At 39.4% G+C, this 23,123-nt stretch carries 20 protein-coding genes, 2 rRNA genes and 1 riboswitch (1 of these 23 only partly in view); of the genes, 18 read left to right on the forward strand and 4 right to left on the reverse strand.

The features are described from left to right. Window positions 1-2,268, forward strand: a 23S ribosomal RNA gene (locus NKR74_RS01530) (it extends 654 nt beyond the left edge of the window). A gap of 50 nt (window positions 2,269-2,318) precedes the next feature. Next, window positions 2,319-2,434: ribosomal RNA gene (gene rrf, locus NKR74_RS01535) — 5S ribosomal RNA — on the forward strand. Between the two features lie 246 nt (window positions 2,435-2,680). Here rrf and NKR74_RS01540 read toward each other — a convergent pair. Then, entirely contained in the window at window positions 2,681-3,181 is a 501-nt protein-coding gene (locus NKR74_RS01540; protein ID WP_098309210.1) for a DUF1269 domain-containing protein, read from the reverse strand. 216 nt (window positions 3,182-3,397) lie between these two features. Further along, window positions 3,398-3,499, forward strand: a riboswitch (purine riboswitch). A 109-nt stretch (window positions 3,500-3,608) separates the two neighbouring features. Here NKR74_RS01540 and purE point away from each other — a divergent pair. The 14 genes from purE to NKR74_RS01610 all read left to right on the forward strand — a co-directional run bounded on the left by purE (window position 3,609) and on the right by NKR74_RS01610 (window position 18,244). Then, window positions 3,609-4,094 carry a 5-(carboxyamino)imidazole ribonucleotide mutase gene (purE, locus tag NKR74_RS01545; protein ID WP_098309208.1) on the forward strand — a complete coding sequence of 162 codons (486 nt, stop codon included), beginning with the start codon at window positions 3,609-3,611 and terminating at the stop codon, window positions 4,092-4,094. Next, window positions 4,091-5,242, forward strand: coding sequence for a 5-(carboxyamino)imidazole ribonucleotide synthase (gene purK / locus NKR74_RS01550; RefSeq protein WP_253628417.1), 1,152 nt, complete (start codon window positions 4,091-4,093; stop codon window positions 5,240-5,242). The genes purE and purK overlap by 4 nt, the downstream gene beginning before the upstream one ends. Beyond that, on the forward strand, window positions 5,239-6,540 hold the full coding sequence (gene purB, locus NKR74_RS01555; RefSeq protein WP_253628418.1) for an adenylosuccinate lyase: 1,302 nt from the start codon (window positions 5,239-5,241) through the stop codon (window positions 6,538-6,540). Before purK ends, purB begins: the two co-directional genes overlap by 4 nt. A gap of 89 nt (window positions 6,541-6,629) precedes the next feature. Continuing rightward, complete coding sequence (gene purC / locus NKR74_RS01560; RefSeq protein ID WP_253628419.1) at window positions 6,630-7,349, forward strand: phosphoribosylaminoimidazolesuccinocarboxamide synthase; 720 nt, start codon at window positions 6,630-6,632, stop codon at window positions 7,347-7,349. Continuing rightward, entirely contained in the window at window positions 7,342-7,596 is a 255-nt protein-coding gene (gene purS / locus NKR74_RS01565) for a phosphoribosylformylglycinamidine synthase subunit PurS (protein WP_098309204.1), read from the forward strand. Before purC ends, purS begins: the two co-directional genes overlap by 8 nt. Then, on the forward strand, window positions 7,593-8,276 hold the full coding sequence (purQ, locus tag NKR74_RS01570) for a phosphoribosylformylglycinamidine synthase subunit PurQ (RefSeq protein WP_098309203.1): 684 nt from the start codon (window positions 7,593-7,595) through the stop codon (window positions 8,274-8,276). The genes purS and purQ overlap by 4 nt, the downstream gene beginning before the upstream one ends. Next, window positions 8,260-10,479: a phosphoribosylformylglycinamidine synthase subunit PurL gene (gene purL, locus NKR74_RS01575; protein WP_253628420.1), complete on the forward strand. Its 2,220-nt coding sequence runs from the start codon at window positions 8,260-8,262 to the stop codon at window positions 10,477-10,479. The genes purQ and purL overlap by 17 nt, the downstream gene beginning before the upstream one ends. After that, the gene (purF, locus tag NKR74_RS01580; protein WP_253628421.1) at window positions 10,464-11,879 is read left to right on the forward strand and encodes an amidophosphoribosyltransferase; all 1,416 of its coding nucleotides are present in this window, start codon (window positions 10,464-10,466) and stop codon (window positions 11,877-11,879) included. Before purL ends, purF begins: the two co-directional genes overlap by 16 nt. Window positions 11,880-12,022: 143 nt before the next feature. Then, window positions 12,023-13,063 carry a phosphoribosylformylglycinamidine cyclo-ligase gene (gene purM / locus NKR74_RS01585; protein ID WP_253628422.1) on the forward strand — a complete coding sequence of 347 codons (1,041 nt, stop codon included), beginning with the start codon at window positions 12,023-12,025 and terminating at the stop codon, window positions 13,061-13,063. Continuing rightward, complete coding sequence (gene purN / locus NKR74_RS01590; protein ID WP_253628423.1) at window positions 13,060-13,638, forward strand: phosphoribosylglycinamide formyltransferase; 579 nt, start codon at window positions 13,060-13,062, stop codon at window positions 13,636-13,638. Before purM ends, purN begins: the two co-directional genes overlap by 4 nt. A gap of 36 nt (window positions 13,639-13,674) precedes the next feature. Next, a complete protein-coding gene (purH, locus tag NKR74_RS01595) occupies window positions 13,675-15,210 on the forward strand; it encodes a bifunctional phosphoribosylaminoimidazolecarboxamide formyltransferase/IMP cyclohydrolase (RefSeq protein ID WP_253628424.1) in 1,536 nt (511 codons plus the stop codon). Window positions 15,211-15,429: 219 nt separating this feature from the next. Next, complete coding sequence (gene purD / locus NKR74_RS01600; RefSeq protein WP_253628425.1) at window positions 15,430-16,695, forward strand: phosphoribosylamine--glycine ligase; 1,266 nt, start codon at window positions 15,430-15,432, stop codon at window positions 16,693-16,695. A gap of 316 nt (window positions 16,696-17,011) precedes the next feature. Beyond that, entirely contained in the window at window positions 17,012-17,617 is a 606-nt protein-coding gene (locus tag NKR74_RS01605; RefSeq protein WP_253628426.1) for an outer membrane protein assembly factor BamD, read from the forward strand. Window positions 17,618-17,821: 204 nt separating this feature from the next. Then, window positions 17,822-18,244, forward strand: coding sequence for a DUF1801 domain-containing protein (locus NKR74_RS01610; protein ID WP_253628427.1), 423 nt, complete (start codon window positions 17,822-17,824; stop codon window positions 18,242-18,244). 139 nt (window positions 18,245-18,383) lie between these two features. Here NKR74_RS01610 and NKR74_RS01615 read toward each other — a convergent pair whose 3' ends face one another. The 3 genes from NKR74_RS01615 to NKR74_RS01625 all read right to left on the reverse strand — a co-directional run bounded on the left by NKR74_RS01615 (window position 18,384) and on the right by NKR74_RS01625 (window position 19,993). Then, entirely contained in the window at window positions 18,384-18,548 is a 165-nt protein-coding gene (locus NKR74_RS01615) for a type II toxin-antitoxin system antitoxin (protein ID WP_098309194.1), read from the reverse strand. A 15-nt stretch (window positions 18,549-18,563) separates the two neighbouring features. Beyond that, window positions 18,564-19,409 (reverse strand): SPFH domain-containing protein, encoded by an 846-nt coding sequence (locus tag NKR74_RS01620; protein WP_253628428.1) that lies wholly within the window; start codon window positions 19,407-19,409, stop codon window positions 18,564-18,566. Between the two features lie 200 nt (window positions 19,410-19,609). Next, window positions 19,610-19,993, reverse strand: coding sequence for a YgaP family membrane protein (locus NKR74_RS01625; protein WP_098309192.1), 384 nt, complete (start codon window positions 19,991-19,993; stop codon window positions 19,610-19,612). Between the two features lie 197 nt (window positions 19,994-20,190). Between NKR74_RS01625 and pcrB the strand changes: the two genes are divergently transcribed. Both pcrB and pcrA read left to right on the forward strand, forming a co-directional pair. Then, window positions 20,191-20,880 carry a heptaprenylglyceryl phosphate synthase gene (pcrB, locus tag NKR74_RS01630; RefSeq protein WP_253628429.1) on the forward strand — a complete coding sequence of 230 codons (690 nt, stop codon included), beginning with the start codon at window positions 20,191-20,193 and terminating at the stop codon, window positions 20,878-20,880. Next, complete coding sequence (pcrA, locus tag NKR74_RS01635; RefSeq protein ID WP_253628430.1) at window positions 20,881-23,121, forward strand: DNA helicase PcrA; 2,241 nt, start codon at window positions 20,881-20,883, stop codon at window positions 23,119-23,121. Window positions 23,122-23,123 lie beyond the last annotated feature (2 nt).

Consider the following 23,123-nt stretch of genomic DNA (forward strand, 5'->3'; position numbering starts at 1 on the left):
CTGAAGAGGCGGAGCCGTAGCGAAAGCGAGTCTGAATAGGGCGTTTAGTACGTGGTCGTAGACCCGAAACCAGGTGATCTACCCATGTCCAGGGTGAAGTTCAGGTAACACTGAATGGAGGCCCGAACCCACGCACGTTGAAAAGTGCGGGGATGAGGTGTGGGTAGCGGAGAAATTCCAATCGAACCTGGAGATAGCTGGTTCTCCCCGAAATAGCTTTAGGGCTAGCCTCAAGTGTGAGAGTCTTGGAGGTAGAGCACTGATTGAACTAGGGGTCCTCATCGGATTACCGAATTCAGTCAAACTCCGAATGCCAATGACTTATCCTTGGGAGTCAGACTGCGAGTGATAAGATCCGTAGTCAAAAGGGAAACAGCCCAGACCGCCAGCTAAGGTCCCAAAGTGTGTATTAAGTGGAAAAGGATGTGGAGTTGCTTAGACAACTAGGATGTTGGCTTAGAAGCAGCCACCATTTAAAGAGTGCGTAATAGCTCACTAGTCGAGTGACTCTGCGCCGAAAATGTACCGGGGCTAAATACACCACCGAAGCTGCGGATTGATACCTATGGTATCAGTGGTAGGGGAGCGTTCTAAGTGCTGTGAAGTCAGATCGTAAGGACTGGTGGAGCGCTTAGAAGTGAGAATGCCGGTATGAGTAGCGAAAGACGGGTGAGAATCCCGTCCACCGAATGCCTAAGGTTTCCTGAGGAAGGCTCGTCCGCTCAGGGTTAGTCAGGACCTAAGCCGAGGCCGACAGGCGTAGGCGATGGACAACAGGTTGATATTCCTGTACCACCTCTTTATCGTTTGAGCAATGGAGGGACGCAGAAGGATAGAAGAAGCGTGCGATTGGTTGTGCACGTCCAAGCAGTTAGGCTGGTAAGTAGGCAAATCCGCTTACCGCAAAGGCTGAGCTGTGATGGGGAAGCTCCTTATGGAGCGAAGTCTTTGATTCCCCGCTGCCAAGAAAAGCTTCTAGCGAGATAAAAGGTGCCTGTACCGCAAACCGACACAGGTAGGCGAGGAGAGAATCCTAAGGTGTGCGAGAGAACTCTGGTTAAGGAACTCGGCAAAATGACCCCGTAACTTCGGGAGAAGGGGTGCTTTCTTAACGGAAAGCCGCAGTGAATAGGCCCAAGCGACTGTTTAGCAAAAACACAGGTCTCTGCGAAGCCGTAAGGCGAAGTATAGGGGCTGACACCTGCCCGGTGCTGGAAGGTTAAGGAGAGGGGTTAGCGCAAGCGAAGCTCTGAACTGAAGCCCCAGTAAACGGCGGCCGTAACTATAACGGTCCTAAGGTAGCGAAATTCCTTGTCGGGTAAGTTCCGACCCGCACGAAAGGTGTAACGATTTGGGCACTGTCTCAACCAGAGACTCGGTGAAATTATAGTACCTGTGAAGATGCAGGTTACCCGCGACAGGACGGAAAGACCCCGTGGAGCTTTACTGTAGCCTGATATTGAATTTTGGTACAGCTTGTACAGGATAGGCGGGAGCCTTTGAAGCCGGAGCGCTAGCTTCGGTGGAGGCGCTGGTGGGATACCGCCCTGGCTGTATTGAAATTCTAACCTACGGGTCTTATCGACCCGGGAGACAGTGTCAGGTGGGCAGTTTGACTGGGGCGGTCGCCTCCTAAAAAGTAACGGAGGCGCCCAAAGGTTCCCTCAGAATGGTTGGAAATCATTCGTAGAGTGCAAAGGCATAAGGGAGCTTGACTGCGAGACCTACAAGTCGAGCAGGGACGAAAGTCGGGCTTAGTGATCCGGTGGTTCCGCATGGAAGGGCCATCGCTCAACGGATAAAAGCTACCCCGGGGATAACAGGCTTATCTCCCCCAAGAGTCCACATCGACGGGGAGGTTTGGCACCTCGATGTCGGCTCATCGCATCCTGGGGCTGTAGTCGGTCCCAAGGGTTGGGCTGTTCGCCCATTAAAGCGGTACGCGAGCTGGGTTCAGAACGTCGTGAGACAGTTCGGTCCCTATCCGTCGTGGGCGTAGGAAATTTGAGAGGAGCTGTCCTTAGTACGAGAGGACCGGGATGGACGCACCGCTGGTGTACCAGTTGTTCTGCCAAGGGCATAGCTGGGTAGCTATGTGCGGAAGGGATAAGTGCTGAAAGCATCTAAGCATGAAGCCCCCCTCAAGATGAGATTTCCCATAGCGTAAGCTAGTAAGATCCCTGAAAGATGATCAGGTTGATAGGTTCGAGGTGGAAGCATGGTGACATGTGGAGCTGACGAATACTAATAGATCGAGGACTTAACCATATAATATGAAGCAAATGTTATCTAGTTTTGAAGGAATATACCTTCATAAGTCTGGTAATGATGGCAGAGAGGTCACACCCGTTCCCATACCGAACACGGAAGTTAAGCTCTCTAGCGCCGATGGTAGTTGGGACTTTGTCCCTGTGAGAGTAGGACGTTGCCAGGCAAAAACCTAAGTCGTTTTGACTTAGGTTTTTTTATGTTTAAAAAAGTAACACTCTGATGCTTTCACTACGCTTTCATTCTTCTCTAATTGTTTCATTTAAAAGGCCTTAAAAATAATTTTACTCATTTCCCATACCTCACTGTATGATTGTTTCCGTTATAACGAGGAAGTAGCTTTAAAAACATACAAAAAAACCCGAATCATGGACTTTTTTAAGTGTTCACGATTCGGGGTACAGTTTACTAGTTACTTAGTTTTTAATTTTTTACGTTCTGCCTCAATTTCGGAGCGCAATTCAGCTTCAAGATAACGATCTATTTTTCCATTTCCTTCATGTACAATGCTATTTAATGTATCTTCTGTCTTCTCTTCCACAATTACAATGACTCCTGTTTTTCCAGGTTTAATAGATTTTAATGTGTTTTCAAAAACAGAATATGCATGTGTAATCTCTTTTTTATCTTTAAATATACCAATCGTTGATCCAATTAGTCCACCTAACAATACACCGAAAGGTCCGCCTAGAATCCCAACAAACATCCCGATTAAACCGCCTTTATTGGTTTTATCAGCGCCCGTTACATCTAAGAAATCTTCAATTGATAATTCACCATCTATTTTTCGTTTAATAACTGCAATTTGCTCCACTTTTAGTTGATGCTCTAAATGAAATTTTTTAATAACAGAGAATGCTTTGTAGGATTGCGTATCTTCTTGAAAGGTAAGTACAGCAACTTGTTTTTCCATATTCAAAACCTGCCTTTTTCTTTAAGTATCACTGCATTTTGTATGTATGTCAAGGAAATTATGCCTGAATAATACTTGTTATTTGACATATATTTCGTTTTATAAAGCATATTTATACGGTTTTCTGGAATAAACACGAACGTTACATTTAATATTATTAAAAACATTCGATTATTTGTTGACATGTTTGAATAACACCTGTTAATATAACGGTAGAAGCAATATTATATCGCACCTCATATAATCGCGGGGATATGGCCTGCAAGTCTCTACCTAACGACCGTTAATCGTTGGACTATGAGGGAAAGTCACTCGGTATTTTTCTATTCACATGGGATACGCATGCCTGAGTAGAGCACTTTCTCTCATAGTAAAAGAGGAATGTTCTATATCAGGCTTTTTTTATTTGAATCGGGGGGATTCTAATATGAAACCACTAGTTGGAGTCATTATGGGAAGCACGTCAGACTGGGAAACAATGAAATATGCTTGTGAAATATTAGAAGAGTTAAATATTCCGTATGAGAAGAAAGTCGTATCCGCTCATCGGACTCCAGATTATATGTTTCAATATGCAGAAACAGCTCGTGAACGTGGAATAAAAGTTATTATCGCTGGGGCAGGCGGGGCCGCTCACTTACCAGGAATGGTTGCTGCAAAAACGAATATTCCTGTCATCGGTGTTCCTGTTCAATCGAAAGCGTTAAATGGTTTAGATTCATTACTATCTATTGTCCAAATGCCAGGAGGTGTTCCAGTTGCGACTGTCGCAATTGGAAAAGCTGGAGCTACAAATGCAGGTTTACTTGCCACGCAAATGCTAGGATCGTTTCATGATGATATACACGATGCATTAGAACTGAGACGAGAAGCAATTGAAAAAAATGTGCGAGAAGGTAGTGAACTGCAGTGATAAAAACGATTTTACCTGGACAAATGATTGGTATTATTGGCGGGGGACAACTTGGCAGAATGATGGCGATTGCAGCAAAAGAAATGGGATATAAAATTGCAGTATTAGATCCAGCAAAGTCTTCGCCGTGTGCACAAGTTGCCGATATTGAGATTGTGGCACCGTATAATGATTTAAAAGCAATTCAGCACTTAGCAGAAATAAGTGATGTTGTAACATATGAATTTGAGAATATTGATTATAACTGCTTACAATGGCTTGAAAAGAATGCTTATTTACCACAGGGCAGTGAGTTATTATATACAACACAAAATCGTTATACAGAAAAAAATGCAATCACGAAAGCCGGTTTACCAGTAGCACCATACAGACTCGTTCAGAAGCAGGAAGAGCTTTTAGTAGCAATTGCTGAATTTTCATTCCCTTGTGTGTTAAAGACAACAACAGGGGGATACGATGGAAAAGGGCAAGTTGTACTAAAAAGTGAAGCTGATGTTGCGAGAGCGATGGAACTTGTAAATCAGGCTGAATGTATTTTAGAGAAGTGGGTTTCATTTGAAAAAGAAATTTCCGTTATTGTTACACGTAGTGTAAACGGTGAAACGAAAGTATTTCCAGTAGCCGAAAACATTCACGTGGATAACATTTTACATGAATCAATCGTACCAGCTCGTATTACAGAAGAACTATCACAAAAAGGAATTCAGTATGCAGAGAGATTAGCGGATGAACTAAAGCTAGTGGGAACACTAGCAGTAGAGATGTTTGCTACAGCAAATGGTGAGATTTATATTAATGAGTTAGCACCAAGGCCGCACAATTCTGGACACTATACAATTGATGCCTGTGAAACGAGTCAATTCGGACAGCATATTCGAGCAATCTGTAATTTACCTCTTGGAGAAACAATTTTGTTAAAACCAGTTGTCATGGTAAACATTTTAGGCGAACATATAGAAGGGGTCCTAAAGCAAGTGAATAGATTAACCGGGTGTTACTTGCATTTATATGGTAAAGAAGAAGCAAAGCCGCAGCGTAAAATGGGGCACGTTAATATTTTAAATGATAAGATTGATGTTGCTTTAGAAAAAGCGCGGACATTGCATATTTGGGACCATCAAGAACAACTGTTGGAGGGAAAAAGATGATTAGTCGTTATACACGCCCTGAGATGGGTGCGATTTGGACGGAAGAAAACAAATTTAAAGCGTGGTTAGAAGTTGAGATCTTAGCTTGTGAAGCTTGGGCTGAACTTGGAGATATTCCAAAAGAAGATGTGAAAAAACTTCGTGAGAATGCATCTTTTGATATTGAACGTATTTATGAAATTGAACAAGAAACACGTCATGATGTTGTAGCATTTACTCGTGCGGTATCTGAAACACCAGCATTAGGTGAAGAACGTAAATGGGTACACTACGGTTTAACATCTACAGACGTAGTAGATACAGCGTTATCTTACATCTTAAAACAAGCTAATGAGATTTTATTAAAAGACTTAGAGAACTTCATTAGTATCTTAGCTAATAAAGCAAAAGAACATAAATACACAATTATGATGGGAAGAACACATGGTGTTCATGCAGAACCAACAACATTTGGTTTAAAGCTTGGCCTTTGGTATGAAGAAATGAAACGTAACTTAGAGCGCTTTAAGCAAGCAGCTGATACAGTTCGCGTTGGTAAACTTTCTGGTGCCGTTGGTACATTCGCGAACATCAATCCATTCGTTGAAAAATATGTTTGTGAAAATTTAGGATTAGAAGCAGCACCAATTTCTACACAAACGCTGCAACGTGATCGTCATGCACATTACATGTCAACACTTGCACTAATTGCAACATCTATCGAAAAAATGGCAGTCGAAATTCGCGGTTTACAAAAAAGTGAAACACGTGAAGTAGAAGAGGCCTTTGCGAAAGGACAAAAAGGTTCGTCTGCAATGCCACATAAACGTAATCCGATTGGGTCTGAAAATATGACTGGCTTGGCTCGTGTTATCCGTGGTTACATGATGACTGCTTACGAAAACGTTCCATTATGGCATGAGCGTGATATTTCTCACTCTTCTGCAGAACGCGTTATCTTACCAGATGCAACAATCGCATTAAACTACATGTTAAATCGTTTCGGTAATATCGTGAAAAACTTAACGGTATTCCCAGAAAACATGAAGCGTAACATGCAAAGAACATACGGTTTAATTTACTCTCAGCGCGTAATGCTTACGCTAATCGATAAAGGTATGGTACGTGAAGAAGCTTATGATATTGTACAACCTAAAGCGATGGAAGCTTGGGAAACACAAGTACAATTTAAAGAGCTTGTAGAAGCTGATGAGCGTATTACAAGCAAATTGACACAAGAAGAAATCAATGAATGTTTCAACTATGAACATCACTTACAACATGTTGATACAATTTTTGAACGTCTTGGCTTAAACTGATAATTTTATATGGCACAGAATAGGATCATTCTGTGCCATTCTTTTTAATTATACTATTCACATTTTTCAAACTACAGGGGGCTTGCGAAGTGCAAAAGCTAGAATTGCTGTATGAAGGAAAAGCAAAAAGAATTTATCGTACAGAAACAGCAGATATGGTTTGGGTAGAGTACAAAGATAGTGCTACTGCTTTCAATGGGGAAAAGAAAGCGACGATTTCTGGAAAAGGTCGTCTGAACAATGAGATTACAACTCTTTTATTCAGAAAGTTACAAGAAGTGGGAATCAAATCACACTTTGTTGAGAAAATATCGGAAACAGAACAAATCGTAAAAAGAGTGAGCATCATTCCATTAGAAGTTGTCACAAGAAATGTAATTGCAGGCAGTCTTTCAAAACGATTAGGAATGGAAGAAGGAACTGCACTTACAACACCGATTGTGGAATTTTACTACAAAGATGATGATTTAGGAGATCCGCTTGTAACAGAAGATCATATTCGTGTGTTAAACGTTGCAACGCCAGAGCAAGTAAGCATATTACGAGAAAAAGCTCTACAGATTAATCAAGTATTGATTGAGCATTTCGCAAACTGTCGTGTAAGATTAATAGATTTTAAATTAGAGTTTGGGGTAACAGAAGAGGGAGAAATTTTATTAGCGGATGAAATTTCACCAGATACATGCCGTTTATGGGATGAAACGAGCAATGAAAAATTTGATAAAGATGTATTCCGCCGCGATCTTGGTAATTTAACAGATGCTTATGAAGAACTTTTAAAACGATTAGGGGGAGCTTCACATGTATAAAGTAAAAGTATATGTAACGTTAAGAGAAAGTGTATTAGATCCACAAGGAACAGCGGTAAAAGGGGCGCTTCATAGTCTTTCGTTTACAGAAGTACAAGATGTTCGTATCGGTAAATATATGGAGTTAACAATTGATAAATCAGTTACAGATATTGATGCAATGGTAAAAGAAATGTGTGAGAAATTATTAACGAACGTAGTGATTGAAGATTATCGCTATGAAGTTGAGGAGGTTGTCGCGCAGTGAAATTTGCCGTAATCGTTTTCCCAGGTTCGAACTGTGATGTGGATATGTTTCATGCAATTAAAGATGAGCTTGGCCAAGATGTAGACTACGTTTGGCATGATACAGAAAACTTAGATGAGTACGATGGAATTTTACTACCAGGCGGTTTCTCTTACGGAGATTATCTTCGCTGCGGAGCTATTTCTCGCTTTGCAAACGCAATGAAAGGCGTACAAAAAGCAGCTGAAGCAGGAAAGCCAATTTTAGGTGTATGTAATGGTTTTCAAATTTTAGTAGAGTCTGGATTGCTACCAGGTGCATTAATTCGCAATAAAAACTTAAAATTTATGTGTCGTACTGTTCAGCTACGTGTTGAAAATAATACAACAATGTTCACGTCGCAATATGAGAAAGACGAAGTTATCGATATTCCGATTGCTCATGGTGAAGGAAACTACTACTGTGATGAAGCAACATTGAAACAGTTAGAAGAAAATAATCAAATTGTGTTCCGTTATGTAGAGAATCCAAACGGAAGCGTTTCAGATATTGCAGGGATTGTAAATGAGCAAGGGAATGTACTTGGCATGATGCCGCACCCAGAGCGTGCTGTTGACGAATTGCTTGGAGGAGCAGATGGTCTAAAAGTATTTCAATCTATTTTGAAACATTGGAGGGAAACATATGTCGTTACTGCTTGAGCCAAATCCAACTCAAATTAAAGAAAAACGCATTTATGCAGAAATGGGATTAACCGACGAAGAGTTTGCAATGGTTGAAAAGATTTTAGGCCGTCTTCCAAACTATACAGAAACAGGATTATTCTCTGTTATGTGGTCAGAACATTGTAGTTATAAAAACTCAAAGCCAGTTCTTCGTAAGTTCCCAACGACTGGTGAACGTGTATTGCAAGGTCCTGGTGAAGGTGCTGGTATCGTAGATATCGGTGACAATCAAGCGGTGGTATTTAAAATGGAAAGTCATAACCATCCATCTGCAATTGAGCCGTATCAAGGTGCGGCAACAGGAGTAGGCGGTATTATACGTGATGTGTTTTCTATGGGAGCACGTCCAATTGCTATGTTAAATTCACTTCGCTTCGGTGAGTTACAATCACCGCGCGTGAAATATTTATTTGAAGAAGTTGTAGCAGGTATTGCAGGATACGGTAACTGCATTGGAATTCCAACTGTTGGCGGAGAAGTACAGTTTGATCCATGCTATGAAGGAAATCCACTTGTAAATGCAATGTGTGTTGGTTTAATTAACCATGAAGATATTAAAAAAGGTCAAGCGCACGGTGCTGGTAATACAGTAATGTATGTTGGTGCAGCAACAGGCCGTGACGGTATTCACGGTGCAACGTTTGCGTCAGAAGAACTATCTGAGGATTCCGATGCAAAGCGCCCAGCAGTGCAAGTAGGCGACCCGTTTATGGAGAAGCTTTTAATTGAAGCGTGCTTAGAGCTTATCAAATCTGATGCACTTGTCGGTATTCAAGATATGGGAGCAGCAGGCTTAACATCATCTTCTGCAGAGATGGCAAGTAAAGCAGGTATGGGTATTGAAATGTACTTAGATGATGTACCACAACGTGAAACAGGTATGACGCCATATGAGATGATGCTTTCTGAATCACAAGAGCGTATGTTAATCGTCGTGAAAAAAGGTAGAGAGCAAGAGATTGTAGAGTTATTTGAAAAATACGGTCTTGCGGCAGTGACAATGGGAAAAGTAACTGAAGATAAAATGCTTCGTTTATTCCATAAAGGAGAAATGGTTGCGGAAGTGCCAGCTGATGCATTAGCAGAAGAAGCACCTGTTTATCATAAGCCTTCAAAAGAAGCAGCGTATTTTGCAGAGTTCCAACAAATGAAGATTGAAACACCGAAAGTGGAGAATTATAAAGAAACATTATTATCTCTATTACAACAACCAACGATTGCAAGTAAAGAGTGGGTATATGATCAATATGATTATCAAGTACGCACAAGCACAGTTGTTACACCAGGATCTGATGCAGCGGTTGTTCGTGTACGCGGAACAAATAAAGCATTAGCAATGACAACAGATTGTAACTCTCGCTACATTTATTTAGACCCAGAAATGGGCGGGAAAATCGCTGTAGCAGAAGCAGCTCGTAATATTGTATGTTCTGGCGGTGAGCCGCTTGCAATTACAGATTGCTTAAACTTCGGTAATCCAGAAAAGCCAGAAATTTTCTGGCAAATTGAGAAGTCAGTAGATGGTATGAGCGAAGCATGCCGCACGTTAAGTACACCTGTTATTGGCGGAAACGTATCGATGTACAACGAACGCAGCGGTGAAGCGGTATACCCAACACCAACTGTTGGTATGGTTGGTCTTGTACATGACGTAAAGCATGTAACAACGCAAGAGTTTAAGCAAGCTGGCGATCTTGTTTATGTAATCGGTGAAACGAAAGCTGAGTTTGGTGGTAGTGAGCTACAAAAAATGTTACATGGTAAAATCTTCGGTCAAGCACCAAGCATCGATTTAGAAGTAGAAGAAAAACGCCAAAAGCAATTACTAGCAGCTATTCAAAAAGGTCTTGTACAATCAGCGCATGACGTTGCAGAAGGCGGATTAGCAGTTGCTTTCGCAGAAAGTGCAATGGGTGCAAACGGATTAGGTGCAGATGTGAAATTAGCTGGAGAAGCAACAGCAATGTTATTTGCAGAATCACAATCTCGCTTTGTTGTTACAGTAAAACGTGAGCAAAAAGAAGCGTTTGAAAGTATGATAGATGCACTTTATGTTGGGGAAGTAACAAGTGCAAATCAATTAACAATTCGTAATGAAGAAAACGAAGTATTGCTTACAGCAGATGTTGATGAAATGAGAACGGCTTGGAAAGGGGCTATTCCATGCTTAATGAAATAAAGGGGCTAAATGAAGAATGTGGCGTTTTCGGAATTTGGGGGCATGAAAATGCAGCTCAAGTTACGTATTATGGACTGCATAGCTTGCAGCACCGTGGCCAAGAAGGCGCTGGCATTGTTGTAAATAATGGGGAGAAAATCATTGGTCATAAAGGTCTTGGTTTAATATCAGAAGTGTTTTCACGCGGCGAGTTAGAAGGCTTAAACGGACAATCAGCGATTGGGCATGTTCGTTATGCGACAGCAGGCGGCGCTGAAGTTGCAAATGTTCAACCACTGTTATTTCGCTTCTCAGACCATAGTATGGCATTAGCTCATAACGGTAATTTAATTAACGCAAAAATGCTTCGTCGTGAATTAGAAGCAGAAGGAAGCATCTTTCAAACAAGTTCGGATACAGAAGTATTGCTTCATTTAATTAAGCGTAATACAAAAGGTACATTAATTGAAAGTGTAAAAGATGCACTAAACAAAGTAAAAGGTGCTTTTGCATATTTATTATTAACAGGAAACGAAATGATTGTTGCATTAGATCCAAATGGATTTAGGCCCCTTTCGATTGGAAAGATGGGAGATGCTTACGTTGTAGCATCTGAAACATGTGCATTTGATGTTGTGGGCGCAACGTACATTCGTGATGTAGAGCCTGGGGAAATCATTGTTATTAATGATGAAGGAATACACGCAGATCGCTATACAAATGATGTAGAGCATGCAATTTGTAGTATGGAGTATATTTATTTTGCTCGCCCTGATTCAAACATTGCTGGCGTTAACGTTCATGCGGCACGTAAAAATATGGGGAAATTGTTAGCAAAGGAAGCTCCAGTTGAAGCAGATGTTGTAACAGGTGTACCAGATTCTAGTATTTCGGCAGCAATCGGTTACGCGGAAGCGACAGGAATTCCTTATGAATTAGGGTTAATTAAGAATCGTTACGTTGGACGTACCTTTATTCAACCTTCACAAGAATTACGTGAGCAAGGTGTAAAAATGAAGCTTTCAGCAGTACGTGGTGTTGTTGAAGGGAAACGTGTTGTTATGATTGACGATTCTATTGTGCGCGGTACAACAAGCAAGCGAATTGTTCGTATGCTTCGCGAGGCTGGGGCAACAGAAGTGCATGTAAGAATTGCTTCGCCGCCGCTTAAGTATCCATGCTTCTATGGAATTGACATTCAAACAAGAAAAGAATTAATCGCAGCAAATCATTCAATAGAAGAAATTCGTCAAATCATTGGAGCAGACTCTTTAACGTTTTTAAGTGAAGAGGGCTTAATCGATGCAATTGGCCGCCCATATGAAGGGAAATATGGCGGTTTATGTATGGCTTACTTTAATGGAGATTATCCAACGGCTCTTTATGATTACGAACAAGAGCTTTTAGAAAGTATGAAATAAAGTAGAGTAATAAGAAAGTATAGCAGCTTCTACTATACGCTGTGTAGAAGCTTGCTTTTTCTTGAAGCTTTATCATTATAGTTTTACTGTTCGGTAGACGGGAGAAATTCTTTCAGTATAAAAAGACGAGGTGTATAGAAACGATGGCGAATGCATATAAGCAAGCAGGAGTAGATATTGAAGCTGGATATGAAGCGGTATCTCGCATGAAAAAACACGTGCAAACAACGATGAGAAAAGAAGTGCTAGGTGGCCTAGGCGGTTTTGGAGGAATGTTTGATCTTTCAAAATTTGCATTAGAAGAGCCAGTATTAGTATCTGGAACAGATGGTGTAGGAACAAAATTAATGCTCGCTTTCATGATGGACAAGCATGACACAATCGGCATCGATGCAGTTGCAATGTGTGTGAACGATATTGTTGTTCAAGGGGCAGAGCCGCTCTTTTTCCTAGATTATATTGCTTGTGGTAAAGCAGAACCTAGTAAAATTGAAAACATCGTCAAAGGAATTGCAGAAGGATGCCGTCAGGCTGGTTGTTCACTAATCGGCGGGGAAACAGCTGAAATGCCAGGTATGTATTCTGAAGAAGAGTACGATTTAGCTGGTTTTACAGTTGGTATTGTTGATAAAAAGAAAATTGTTACGGGACAATCTATTGAAGCGAATCAAGTATTAATCGGACTTGCTTCTAGTGGAATTCATAGTAATGGTTACTCTCTTGTACGTAAGGTGCTATTAGAAGATGGACAGCTTTCACTTGATCGTACGTATGGTCGTTTAGAACTCCCACTTGGTGAAGAATTATTAACACCAACGAAAATTTATGTCAAACCTATTTTAGAACTATTGAAGAAATATAACGTAAGCGGTATGGCTCACATTACTGGTGGCGGATTTATTGAAAATATTCCACGTATGTTGCCAGACGGTATTGGAGCACAAATTGAACTTGGTTCTTGGACAATTCATCCAATCTTTGATTTACTGCAAGAAGTTGGTCAATTAAATAGAGAAGAAATGTTCAATATTTTTAACATGGGTATTGGTATGGTAGTAGCGGTCAAAGAAGAAGATGCAGAAGGTGCTATCAAACTTTTAGAAGAACAAGGGGAAACAGCTCATATTATCGGACGTACTGTACAAGGTTCTGGGGTTACATTTAATGGGGGAGTAGTATCATGAGCCGAATAGCAATTTTTGCTTCAGGAAGTGGTTCTAACTTTCAAGCACTTGTAGATGCAGTAGAAGACGGAAGATTAGATGTACAGCTTAGTTTACTTGTATGTGATCAACCTAGTGCACGTGTTGTTGAGCGTGCAAATCATCATCATGTTCCTTGCTTTGCCTTTTCAGCGAAAGATTATGAATCAAAGGATGCATTTGAACAGGAAATATTAAAGAAATTACAAGAATCCGAGATTGATTGGATTATTTTAGCAGGGTATATGCGTTTAATTGGTCCAACGTTACTAGCTGCTTATGGAGGAAGAATTGTTAACATTCATCCGTCGTTATTGCCAAGTTTTCCAGGAAAAGACGCGGTTGGGCAGGCGATTGAAGCTGGTGTGAAAGTAACGGGAGTAACAATCCATTACGTGGATGCAGGAATGGATACAGGACCAATTATCGCACAGGAAGCGGTAGCAGTTTCTGAAAATGATACACGAGAAAGTTTACAAAAGAAAATTCAACTTGTCGAACATAGATTGTACGTGGATACGGTGAAATCTTTATTACATTCTAAAGTGAAGTCATAAGAGCAGCATTTTAATACAACTAGGGGTGAAGAATAAATGAAAAAGCGTGCATTAGTAAGTGTTTCAAATAAAGCTGGAGTTGTAGAATTCGTAAAAGGATTACTTGAGCAAGGTATTGAGGTTATTTCAACAGGTGGAACAAAAAAATTACTAGAAGAAAATGGCTTACAAGTCATTGGAATTTCTGAAGTAACAGGTTTTCCAGAAATTATGGACGGACGTGTGAAAACATTACACCCAAACATTCATGGCGGATTGCTTGCAGTACGTGATAATGAAACACATATGTCTCAAATGAATGAGCTTGGCATTCAGCCAATTGACTTTGTTGTTGTAAACTTATATCCATTTAAAGAAACGATTGCAAAGCCAGATGTGACATTTATTGATGCAATTGAAAATATCGATATTGGCGGACCAACAATGATTCGATCTGCTGCGAAAAACCATGAGTTTGTAACAGTTATTGTTGATCCAACAGACTACGATGTTGTATTAGGGGAACTAAAGGGAAGCGGAGAAGTTTCAAAAGAAACAAAACGTAAATTAGCAGCAAAAGTATTCCGTCATACAGCGGCATATGATGCATTAATTTCAAACTATTTAACAGAACAAACAGGAGAAGAAAGCCCTGAAACGTTAACTGTTACGTTTGAGAAAAAACAAGATTTACGTTACGGTGAAAATCCGCATCAAAAAGCAACATTCTATAAAGCACCGTTTGCAGCAGCTTCTTCGATTGCTTATGCAGAGCAGTTACATGGCAAAGAGCTGTCTTACAATAATATAAATGATGCAGATGCAGCGATGAGCATCGTTAAAGAGTTTACAGAGCCAGCAGTTGTAGCGGTAAAACATATGAATCCATGCGGCGTTGGTGTTGGTACAGATATTAATGAAGCATATACACGTGCTTACGAAGCTGACCCAGTATCAATTTTTGGCGGCATTATTGCAGCAAACCGTGAAATTGATAAAGCAACAGCAGAAAAATTACATGAGATTTTCTTAGAAATCATCATTGCACCTTCTTTCTCAGAAGAAGCGTTAGAAGTACTGCAAAGTAAGAAAAATTTACGCTTGTTAACTATCGATATCGCAAAGGCAGAAACAGCAAGTAAAAAGCTAACTTCCGTACAAGGTGGTTTACTTGTACAAGAAGAGGATACATTAGCATTAGAAGATGCGACGATTACAATTCCAACAAAACGTGAACCAACTGAGCAAGAGTGGAATGATTTGAAATTAGCATGGAAAGTTGTGAAACATGTAAAATCTAATGCGATTGTTCTAGCAAAAGATAATATGACAATTGGTGTTGGTGCAGGGCAAATGAACCGCGTTGGATCAGCAAAAATTGCAATTACACAAGCGAGTGAAAAATCGCAAGGAAGTGCACTTGCATCTGATGCATACTTCCCAATGCCAGATACAGTAGAAGAAGCGGCTAAAGCAGGTATTACAGCAATCATTCAGCCAGGCGGATCTATTCGTGACGAAGATTCAATTAAAAAAGCGGACGAGTATGGCATTGCAATGGTGTTCACTGGAGTACGTCATTTCAAACATTAATTTAGAAACAAAATAGGAGCAGAGAAGCTCCTATTTTGTACTTATCCCGCTTTAACGGGCAGTAAGTCCCCACGCCTCAAGATGAAGAGAAAATCGAGGAAGATAGGTGGGGAATAACTGTCCGTAAAAGCCCGATTGGTTCAACTAACCATCAGTGGGAATGAAATAAGCCCCCCGCTGATGGAAGTTTCACTTTATCTGAATAATGGAGGATGAAATATGAACATTTTAGTAATTGGCCGTGGTGGACGTGAGCATGCATTAGCATGGAAATTTGCACAATCAGAGCAAGTAGAGACTGTATATGTAGCGCCAGGAAATGAAGGAATGAAAGATGTAGCAACGCCCGTAGCTATCGACGAAAATGATTTTGATGCGCTTATTGCTTTTGCAAAAGAAAGTAACATTGGTTTAACGTTTGTTGGCCCGGAAATTCCACTTATGAACGGTATTGTTGATCGCTTTGAAGAGGAAGGGCTTCGCGTTTTTGGTCCGAACAAAGCAGCAGCTGTTATTGAAGGTAGTAAAGCTTTTACGAAAGAGCTTATGAAAAAGTATGATATTCCAACAGCGGCATATGAAACATTTACAGAGTATGAAGCAGCTGTGCAATACATTGAAAAAGTTGGCGCACCAATTGTTATTAAAGCAGATGGCCTAGCAGCTGGTAAAGGCGTAACGGTTGCCATGACATTAGAAGAAGCACTGCAAGCTGTAAAAGAAATGCTGCAAGATGTAAAGTTTGGAGAAGCAAGCAAAAAGGTTGTCATTGAAGAGTTTTTAGACGGCCAAGAATTTTCACTTATGGCATTTGTAAACGGAACAACTGTATATCCAATGGTAATTGCACAAGATCATAAACGTGCTTTTGATGGTGATAAAGGACCAAATACAGGCGGAATGGGTGCTTATTCTCCGGTACCACAAATTCCGCAATCAGCAGTAGAACAAGCGATTGAAACTGTTCTACATCCAACAGCTCAAGCAATGATACAAGAAGGACGTTCTTTTACAGGTATTTTATATGCAGGGCTTATTTTAACAAGTGAAGGGCCGAAAGTAATTGAATTCAATGCTCGATTTGGTGATCCAGAAACAGAAGTAATCTTACCTCGGTTAGAAAGCGATTTAGTTGATGTATGTAATCATGTACTAGATGGAACAGAACTTACTTTAGAGTGGTCTGAAGAAGCAGTAATTGGTGTTGTATTAGCTTCTAAGGGATATCCAGAAGCTTACGAAAAAGGTGCTGTAATTCGAGGACTAGAAACATTGGAAGATGTTATTGTATTTCATGCCGGAACGGATGTTAAAGATGGAGAATTTGTAACTAACGGTGGCCGTGTATTATTTGTTGCTTGTAAAGGAAAAGGTTTACAAGAGGCAAAGGATAAAGTATACGCAGAAATTGCAAAGATTGAAAGTGATGGTTTATTTTATCGAAGTGATATAGGGTACCGCGCAATTGCGAAAGTAGATTGCTAGAAGGGGGGGCTTCCCCTTTTTAAATACTGGCTCTGTTAAACAATAATGTTGATAATCGAGCGAGTTTTTTGCCGCGCACTTCTTAAAACGACGAAATAAGGATCCAAAGTGAAAGTACATTTCGCTTTGGATCCTTTATTTTATCCCGCTATGCGCGGGCAGTAAGACCCCCACTGATGGATTATATAATTACGAAAATTTACCAAGCGATTGTATTCAATTAATCTGAATATTACTTTTTATTGTTTGTTATTTTTTTATAAAGTAATATATAGATGTCATTAAATATTTCTAATAAATAGCAGGGGGAATAATTATGAAAAAGATGTTTAAATCATTGACATTTGTCATGATGATAGGATTATTAATGAGTGTATTGGCAGGATGCTCGAATCCCGATGATACTGTACAAGAATTTTTGACAGCTATAAAAAAAGGAAATTATGAAAAAGCAAGTACTTTTGTTTATAAAGGTGATAAGGGCTACGATTTTAGCAAACTAAATAAAACGGAAGACGGCATTGAGGGGAAGGCAGTACTCGATGCAATCGTAAAGAACTATAAATTTGAAGAACCAGAACAAGTATCTAAGAAAGATGATAAGGCAAAGGTTAAAGTAAAAATTACTTCTGTTGATATGGCTGTTGCAACTACAAAGACAATCGGAGAGATCATGCCTATGGCTTTTGCAAGTGCGTTTAGTGAAAACAAAGAACAATCTGATAAGGCAATGGAGCAAATGATGACGACAACTCTTGTTAAGAACTTGTCTGATAAAGATGCGACAATGACGACTCGTGTAGTTACGCTGAACTTAAAGAAAGACAAAGATGGTAACTATAAAATTGTTTCTGATGAAAATTTAGAGGAAGCATTGTTTGCAAATTCAAAATCAATAGATAAAATGTTTGGCAATAAATAATTACAATACAATACCTAAAAAACAGCCTCCTAATTACTAGGAGGCTGTTTTTTAGGTATTGGGATTTGCACCATGCCCATCAACTTAATAATATCAATTACTCCTAGGTGTAAAAAATGCCATCCATTCTGCATATGTATGGTGACCCTTGTATTATAATTATGTATGTGATGAAACTTATATCTAAAAAGGGGTGCCTCTAATATGTACAAACTCAAAACAACAGAAACCGACAATAGTGTAATTGAGTTTATTGAAAGTGTTGAAAGTCTTAAAAAACGAGAAAACGCATATCAATTATTAGATATATTTACTGAAACAACAGGCTATACAGCAAAGATGTGGGGACCGAGCATTATCGGATTTGGAACATATCATTATAAATATGCATCTGGTCATGAAGGAGATGCCCCATTAGTAGGCTTTTCCCCCCGAAAAGCTAAAATTAGTTTATATTTTGCAACTGGTGACCCTGGGCGAGAAGAACTATTAAAAAACTTTGGAAAATACACGTCTGGAAAATCATGTGTATATATTAATAAAGTAGCAGACATTGATATTAATGTTCTAAAAGCACTAATCAAACAATCTGTAAGTTTTTTGAAAGAGACGTATCCAAATGATTAATGAAATTTTATGCGGATTTTTAAATAGTTCATATTCATTCTTTAGAAAGCAGAAAAAAATCTAGTTGAATTAATTCTTACTTAAGCTTAGCCTGACGGCGATACCCCTAAAAGGAAAACGAGTCCTACTTGTTAAAAAGTTAGGACTCGTTTTCTTTTTTTATCTTACCCTTTTGTTTTGCCATTTCGCGAAGTAAATATTCAATATGAGCATTCACGCTTCGGAATTCGTCGTTTGCCCATTTTTCAATAACTGCGTACAATTCGGGATCGATTCGTAATGGAAAGCTTTTCTTTTTAGCCATAATTACCGACAACCTCTAATATAGACTTCCTGTATTAATGACCGGCTGTGCTCCTTTATCTGAAACAATGGCAACTAATAAGTTATTAACCATATTTGCTTTTCGCTCGTCATCTAACTCAAGTATACCTTCTTCATCTAGTTTTTGAATAGAATCTTTCGCCATTTGTACGGCACCTTCTACAATTTCTTTTCTTGCGGCTAATACTGCTTTTGCTTGTTGACGCTGAAGCATTGCGTGTGCAATTTCTGTTGCATAAGCTAAGTGCGTTAAACGAGTTTCGAGTACTTCTACCCCTGCAATTTCTAAACGGGCTTCTAATTCTCGTTTTAACTCTTCAGAAATTTCTTCTGAGTTTCCGCGTAGTGTAATGTTGTTTTCATCTTGGAAATTATCATATGGATATTTCGTTGCCACATGACGAATTGCTGTTTCACTTTGAATTTCTACGAATGCATCATAATGTTCAACACCAAAGATTGCTTTTGCAGAATCGACGACTTTGTATACAACAACAGCTGCGATTTCAATTGGGTTTCCATCTACATCATTTACTTTTAATTTCTTACTATTAAAGTTCTCTACACGAAGAGAAACAGTTTGACGAAGTGCAAATGGAACTGTTAAAAATAATCCATTTTCACGAATTGTTCCTAAATAGTTACCGAAAAATGTAATCACTTTTGCTTGGTTTGGCTGGACGATGCCAATGCCACTTGCAAGGATTGCTGCTAATAAAAACGAGATAACGGCAATAGCGAATAATTCATTAATAAGGCTGAATACACCGATACCAATTAAAACTAGAATGACAACTATTCCTAAAAAACCATTTACATGAAATACTTGTTTTTCCTTCATATTTTCGCCTCCCTTGATATAAAAATGATATCACTTTTATATCAAAGTTGACAATAGGATTATATCCTAATTTTTTCAAAAAAATAAAAAAATCACCAAAAACGAACATTAGTTCTTGTTTGTGGTAAAATAAAAGAAACTTAGCCGCCCACTGCAGCAGCTAAGTTTCTTTTAGAGCATCTTGCATAGTGACAAATGATTCAAAGCGGTTTGGACATAAGAGCCTTTTCAAGTGCAGACTCAATTTCCTTATCAGAAGCATCATAACTTCCAGAGCTTGTTTTTTCTTCGTCATGAGAAGTATGATGTGCTTCTTGTTTATTAGATTGTCCATTCTTCATAAGATCCATGCCAGGCATTTTTAAATCCGGGATATTCATAAATTTACCGAGTTTACATGCTGCCACAATAGGACAGAAACGAACGATTCCTTCTGCAATTCTCATTGCTCCAACCCAAAGCATAATTTTGGGCCAAATACACCATGGTCTTCTTGCAAGCTTTGCTGTATTGCAGCTAAGCAGAACGAGACCAATGGTAATACGAATAAAGGCATTCATTGTGCCGATGTTTTGCTTGAACAAGACATTCACTCCCTCTTCATCAGCTTTAAAATAGATATATCTATTTCAAGAGTTATTGTTCCTTTCATGCTTTCTCTATATACAATCCAACATTTGACGTAGAAAAAGATGTTGTGTGGAATGTGTGTCAGCACATTATTTTTTGTTATAATGAAAGAATGTGTAAAGGCGATTAGATAAAAAGAAAGGGTGTTTTCATGTACGATATTTCACAGTGGAAACATGTATTTAAGCTTGACCCGAATAAGGAGTTAAGCGACGAACATTTAGAGCTTATTTGTGAGTCAGGAACGGACGCTGTTATTGTAGGCGGAAGTGACGGAATTACAATTGATAATGTATTACACATGCTAGTAAGCATTCGTAGATATGCGGTTCCTTGTGTATTAGAAGTTTCAACGATGGATTCTGTTACACCAGGTTTCGATTTTTATTACATCCCGAGCGTATTAAATAGCCGAAAGATCGAATGGATAACGGGCCTTCACCATGCGGCATTGAAAGAGTTTGGGGATATTATGAACTGGGATGAAATTTTTATGCAGGGATACTGTGTATTAAATCCAGAAGCGAAAGTGGCAAAGTTAACAGAAGCAAACTGTGAGTTATCAGAAGAAGATGTGATTGCATATGCACGTATGGCTGACAAACTTCTTCATTTACCAATTTTCTATTTAGAATACAGCGGCACATATGGAGATGTGGAACTCGTAAGAAAAGTGAAAGCTGAGCTGCAAAATGCAACATTATATTACGGTGGCGGAATTGCAAGTGCAGACCAAGCGAAGAAAATGGCACAGTATGCGGATACAGTTGTCGTTGGAAATTTAATTTATGAAGATATAAAGAAAGCTTTAGCAACAGTAAAAGCTGTAAAAGGAGAGTAGGTGACCGAATACATGAGTATAACAGAAAAATTATTAACAGGATTAAATCCGCAGCAGCAAAAAGCTGTACAAACAACGGCGGGACCGCTGTTACTTATGGCAGGTGCAGGTAGTGGTAAGACGCGTGTGTTAACACACCGAATTGCTTATTTACTTGGTGAAAAAGGTGTTGCACCGTGGAATGTATTAGCAATTACGTTTACAAATAAAGCTGCACGTGAAATGCGTGAGCGTATTGACAAGCTTGTTGGTCCAGAAGCAGAGGATATTTGGATTTCAACATTCCACTCCATGTGTGTTCGTATTTTACGACGCGATATTGATCGCATCGGCATTAATCGTAATTTTACGATTTTAGATGCAAGCGACCAATTAACAGTTGTGAAAAAAATTATGAAAGAGCGCAATATTGATCCAAAGAAGTTTGAACCTCGTTCTGTTCTTGCGACAATTAGTAATGCGAAAAATGAATTGTTATCTCCAGAAAAATATGCGAAGAAAATCTCAATTGCAGATCCATACGAAAAGATGACAAGCGATGTGTATACAGAGTATCAAAAGCGTCTTCTCAAAAATAATGCGCTTGATTTTGATGATTTAATTATGACGACTATTCAATTATTTGAGCGTATACCCGAAGTATTGGAGTTTTATCAACGTAAATTCCAATATATTCACGTTGATGAGTATCAAGATACGAACCGTGCTCAGTACATTCTCGTTAATAAATTGGCTGTGCGTTTTAAAAACCTTTGCGTAGTTGGTGACTCAGATCAATCAATTTATCGTTGGCGCGGGGCAGATATTGCTAATATCTTGTCGTTTGAAAAAGATTATGAAAATGCACAGGTTATTTTACTGGAGCAAAACTATCGTTCGACGCAAAGTATTTTAAACGCAGCGAATGCTGTTATTGAAAATAATATGAACCGTAAACCGAAGAAGTTATGGACGGATAATCAAGTAGGGAGTAAAATTTCGTATTACCGTGCTGCAACTGAAAAGGATGAGGCTTACTTTGTCGCGAAAAAGATTCGTGATGAAGTGCAAATAGGCAATCGAAAGTACACAGACTTTGCGGTACTGTATCGTACAAATGCTCAGTCTCGTATGGTCGAGGAGATTTTTCTGAAGTCCAATATTCCATATAAAATTGTCGGTGGCATTAAGTTCTACGATCGTAAAGAAATTAAAGATATATTGGCATACTTACGTTTAATTGCGAATCCTGATGATGAAATTAGTTTCGCTCGTATTATTAACGTACCAAAACGCGGTGTTGGAGCAACATCTATTGATAAAATTATTAATTATGGCGTGCAAAATGGTCTTTCGCTGACGGCTGTGTTAGATGAAATTGAACACGTTGGACTAAGTGCAAAAATTACGAAGACAGTAGCCGAATTTGCAAAGCAACTTCATAATTGGGTAAACATGCAAGAGTATTTATCAGTAACAGAGCTTGTTGAGGAAGTGTTAGAGAAAACAGGTTACCGTGATGCACTGAAGAATGAACGTACATTAGAATCAGAAGGACGCTTAGAAAACTTAGAAGAATTCTTATCTGTTACACAAACGTTTGAATCTCAAAGCGAAGATAAGAGCCTTGTTGCTTTCTTAACTGATTTAGCACTTGTTGCTGATATTGACCGTGTAGATGAAGATCCAACTGCTGGTGAAGAAGTGATTTTAATGACAATGCACTCTGCAAAAGGATTAGAATTCCCTGTCGTCTTCATTTTAGGACTAGAGGAAGGAATTTTCCCGCATACACGCTCTTTAATGGAAGAAGACGAAATGCAAGAAGAACGCCGCTTAGCATACGTTGGTATTACACGTGCAGAAGAAGAACTGTATGTAACGAATGCTCAAATGCGAACGATATTTGGTAGAACAAGTATGAATAAAGAGTCACGTTTCATCTCTGAGATTCCTGAGGATCTCATTGAAACGCTTCATGAAGTGAAACCAAAGCGTGAAAGTTTTAGTACAAAATCAAAACCTACGACCACAACGACAACTCGTTCACGCTCAGCCTTTGTTCGTCCTGCCGCGAAAACAACAGGCGGTGAGCAAATTGGCTGGTCAGTTGGTGATAAAGCATCACATCAAAAATGGGGCATTGGTACGGTTGTGAGTGTAAAAGGGGACGGAGATGCAAAAGAATTAGACATTGCGTTTCCAAGTCCAGTTGGTATTAAACGATTATTGGCTAAATTTGCGCCAGTTACGAAAGTGTAAGA

This window comes from Bacillus sp. 3103sda1, from assembly GCF_024159135.1.
Classification (GTDB): domain Bacteria; phylum Bacillota; class Bacilli; order Bacillales; family Bacillaceae_G; genus Bacillus_A; species Bacillus_A rhizoplanae.

Coding starts and splice junctions, on each gene's coding strand:
- purE (WP_098309208.1), top strand. CDS start 3,609: ATGAAACCACTAGTTGGAGTCATTATGGGAAGCACGTCAGACTGGGAA.
- NKR74_RS01615 (WP_098309194.1), bottom strand. CDS start 18,548: ATGGCTAAAAAGAAAAGCTTTCCATTACGAATCGATCCCGAATTGTAC.
- purN (WP_253628423.1), top strand. CDS start 13,060: ATGAGCCGAATAGCAATTTTTGCTTCAGGAAGTGGTTCTAACTTTCAA.
- purS (WP_098309204.1), top strand. CDS start 7,342: ATGTATAAAGTAAAAGTATATGTAACGTTAAGAGAAAGTGTATTAGAT.
- purL (WP_253628420.1), top strand. CDS start 8,260: ATGTCGTTACTGCTTGAGCCAAATCCAACTCAAATTAAAGAAAAACGC.
- purB (WP_253628418.1), top strand. CDS start 5,239: ATGATTAGTCGTTATACACGCCCTGAGATGGGTGCGATTTGGACGGAA.
- purH (WP_253628424.1), top strand. CDS start 13,675: ATGAAAAAGCGTGCATTAGTAAGTGTTTCAAATAAAGCTGGAGTTGTA.
- purM (WP_253628422.1), top strand. CDS start 12,023: ATGGCGAATGCATATAAGCAAGCAGGAGTAGATATTGAAGCTGGATAT.
- NKR74_RS01605 (WP_253628426.1), top strand. CDS start 17,012: ATGAAAAAGATGTTTAAATCATTGACATTTGTCATGATGATAGGATTA.
- NKR74_RS01620 (WP_253628428.1), bottom strand. CDS start 19,409: ATGAAGGAAAAACAAGTATTTCATGTAAATGGTTTTTTAGGAATAGTT.
- purD (WP_253628425.1), top strand. CDS start 15,430: ATGAACATTTTAGTAATTGGCCGTGGTGGACGTGAGCATGCATTAGCA.
- NKR74_RS01540 (WP_098309210.1), bottom strand. CDS start 3,181: ATGGAAAAACAAGTTGCTGTACTTACCTTTCAAGAAGATACGCAATCC.
- NKR74_RS01610 (WP_253628427.1), top strand. CDS start 17,822: ATGTACAAACTCAAAACAACAGAAACCGACAATAGTGTAATTGAGTTT.
- purF (WP_253628421.1), top strand. CDS start 10,464: ATGCTTAATGAAATAAAGGGGCTAAATGAAGAATGTGGCGTTTTCGGA.
- pcrB (WP_253628429.1), top strand. CDS start 20,191: ATGTACGATATTTCACAGTGGAAACATGTATTTAAGCTTGACCCGAAT.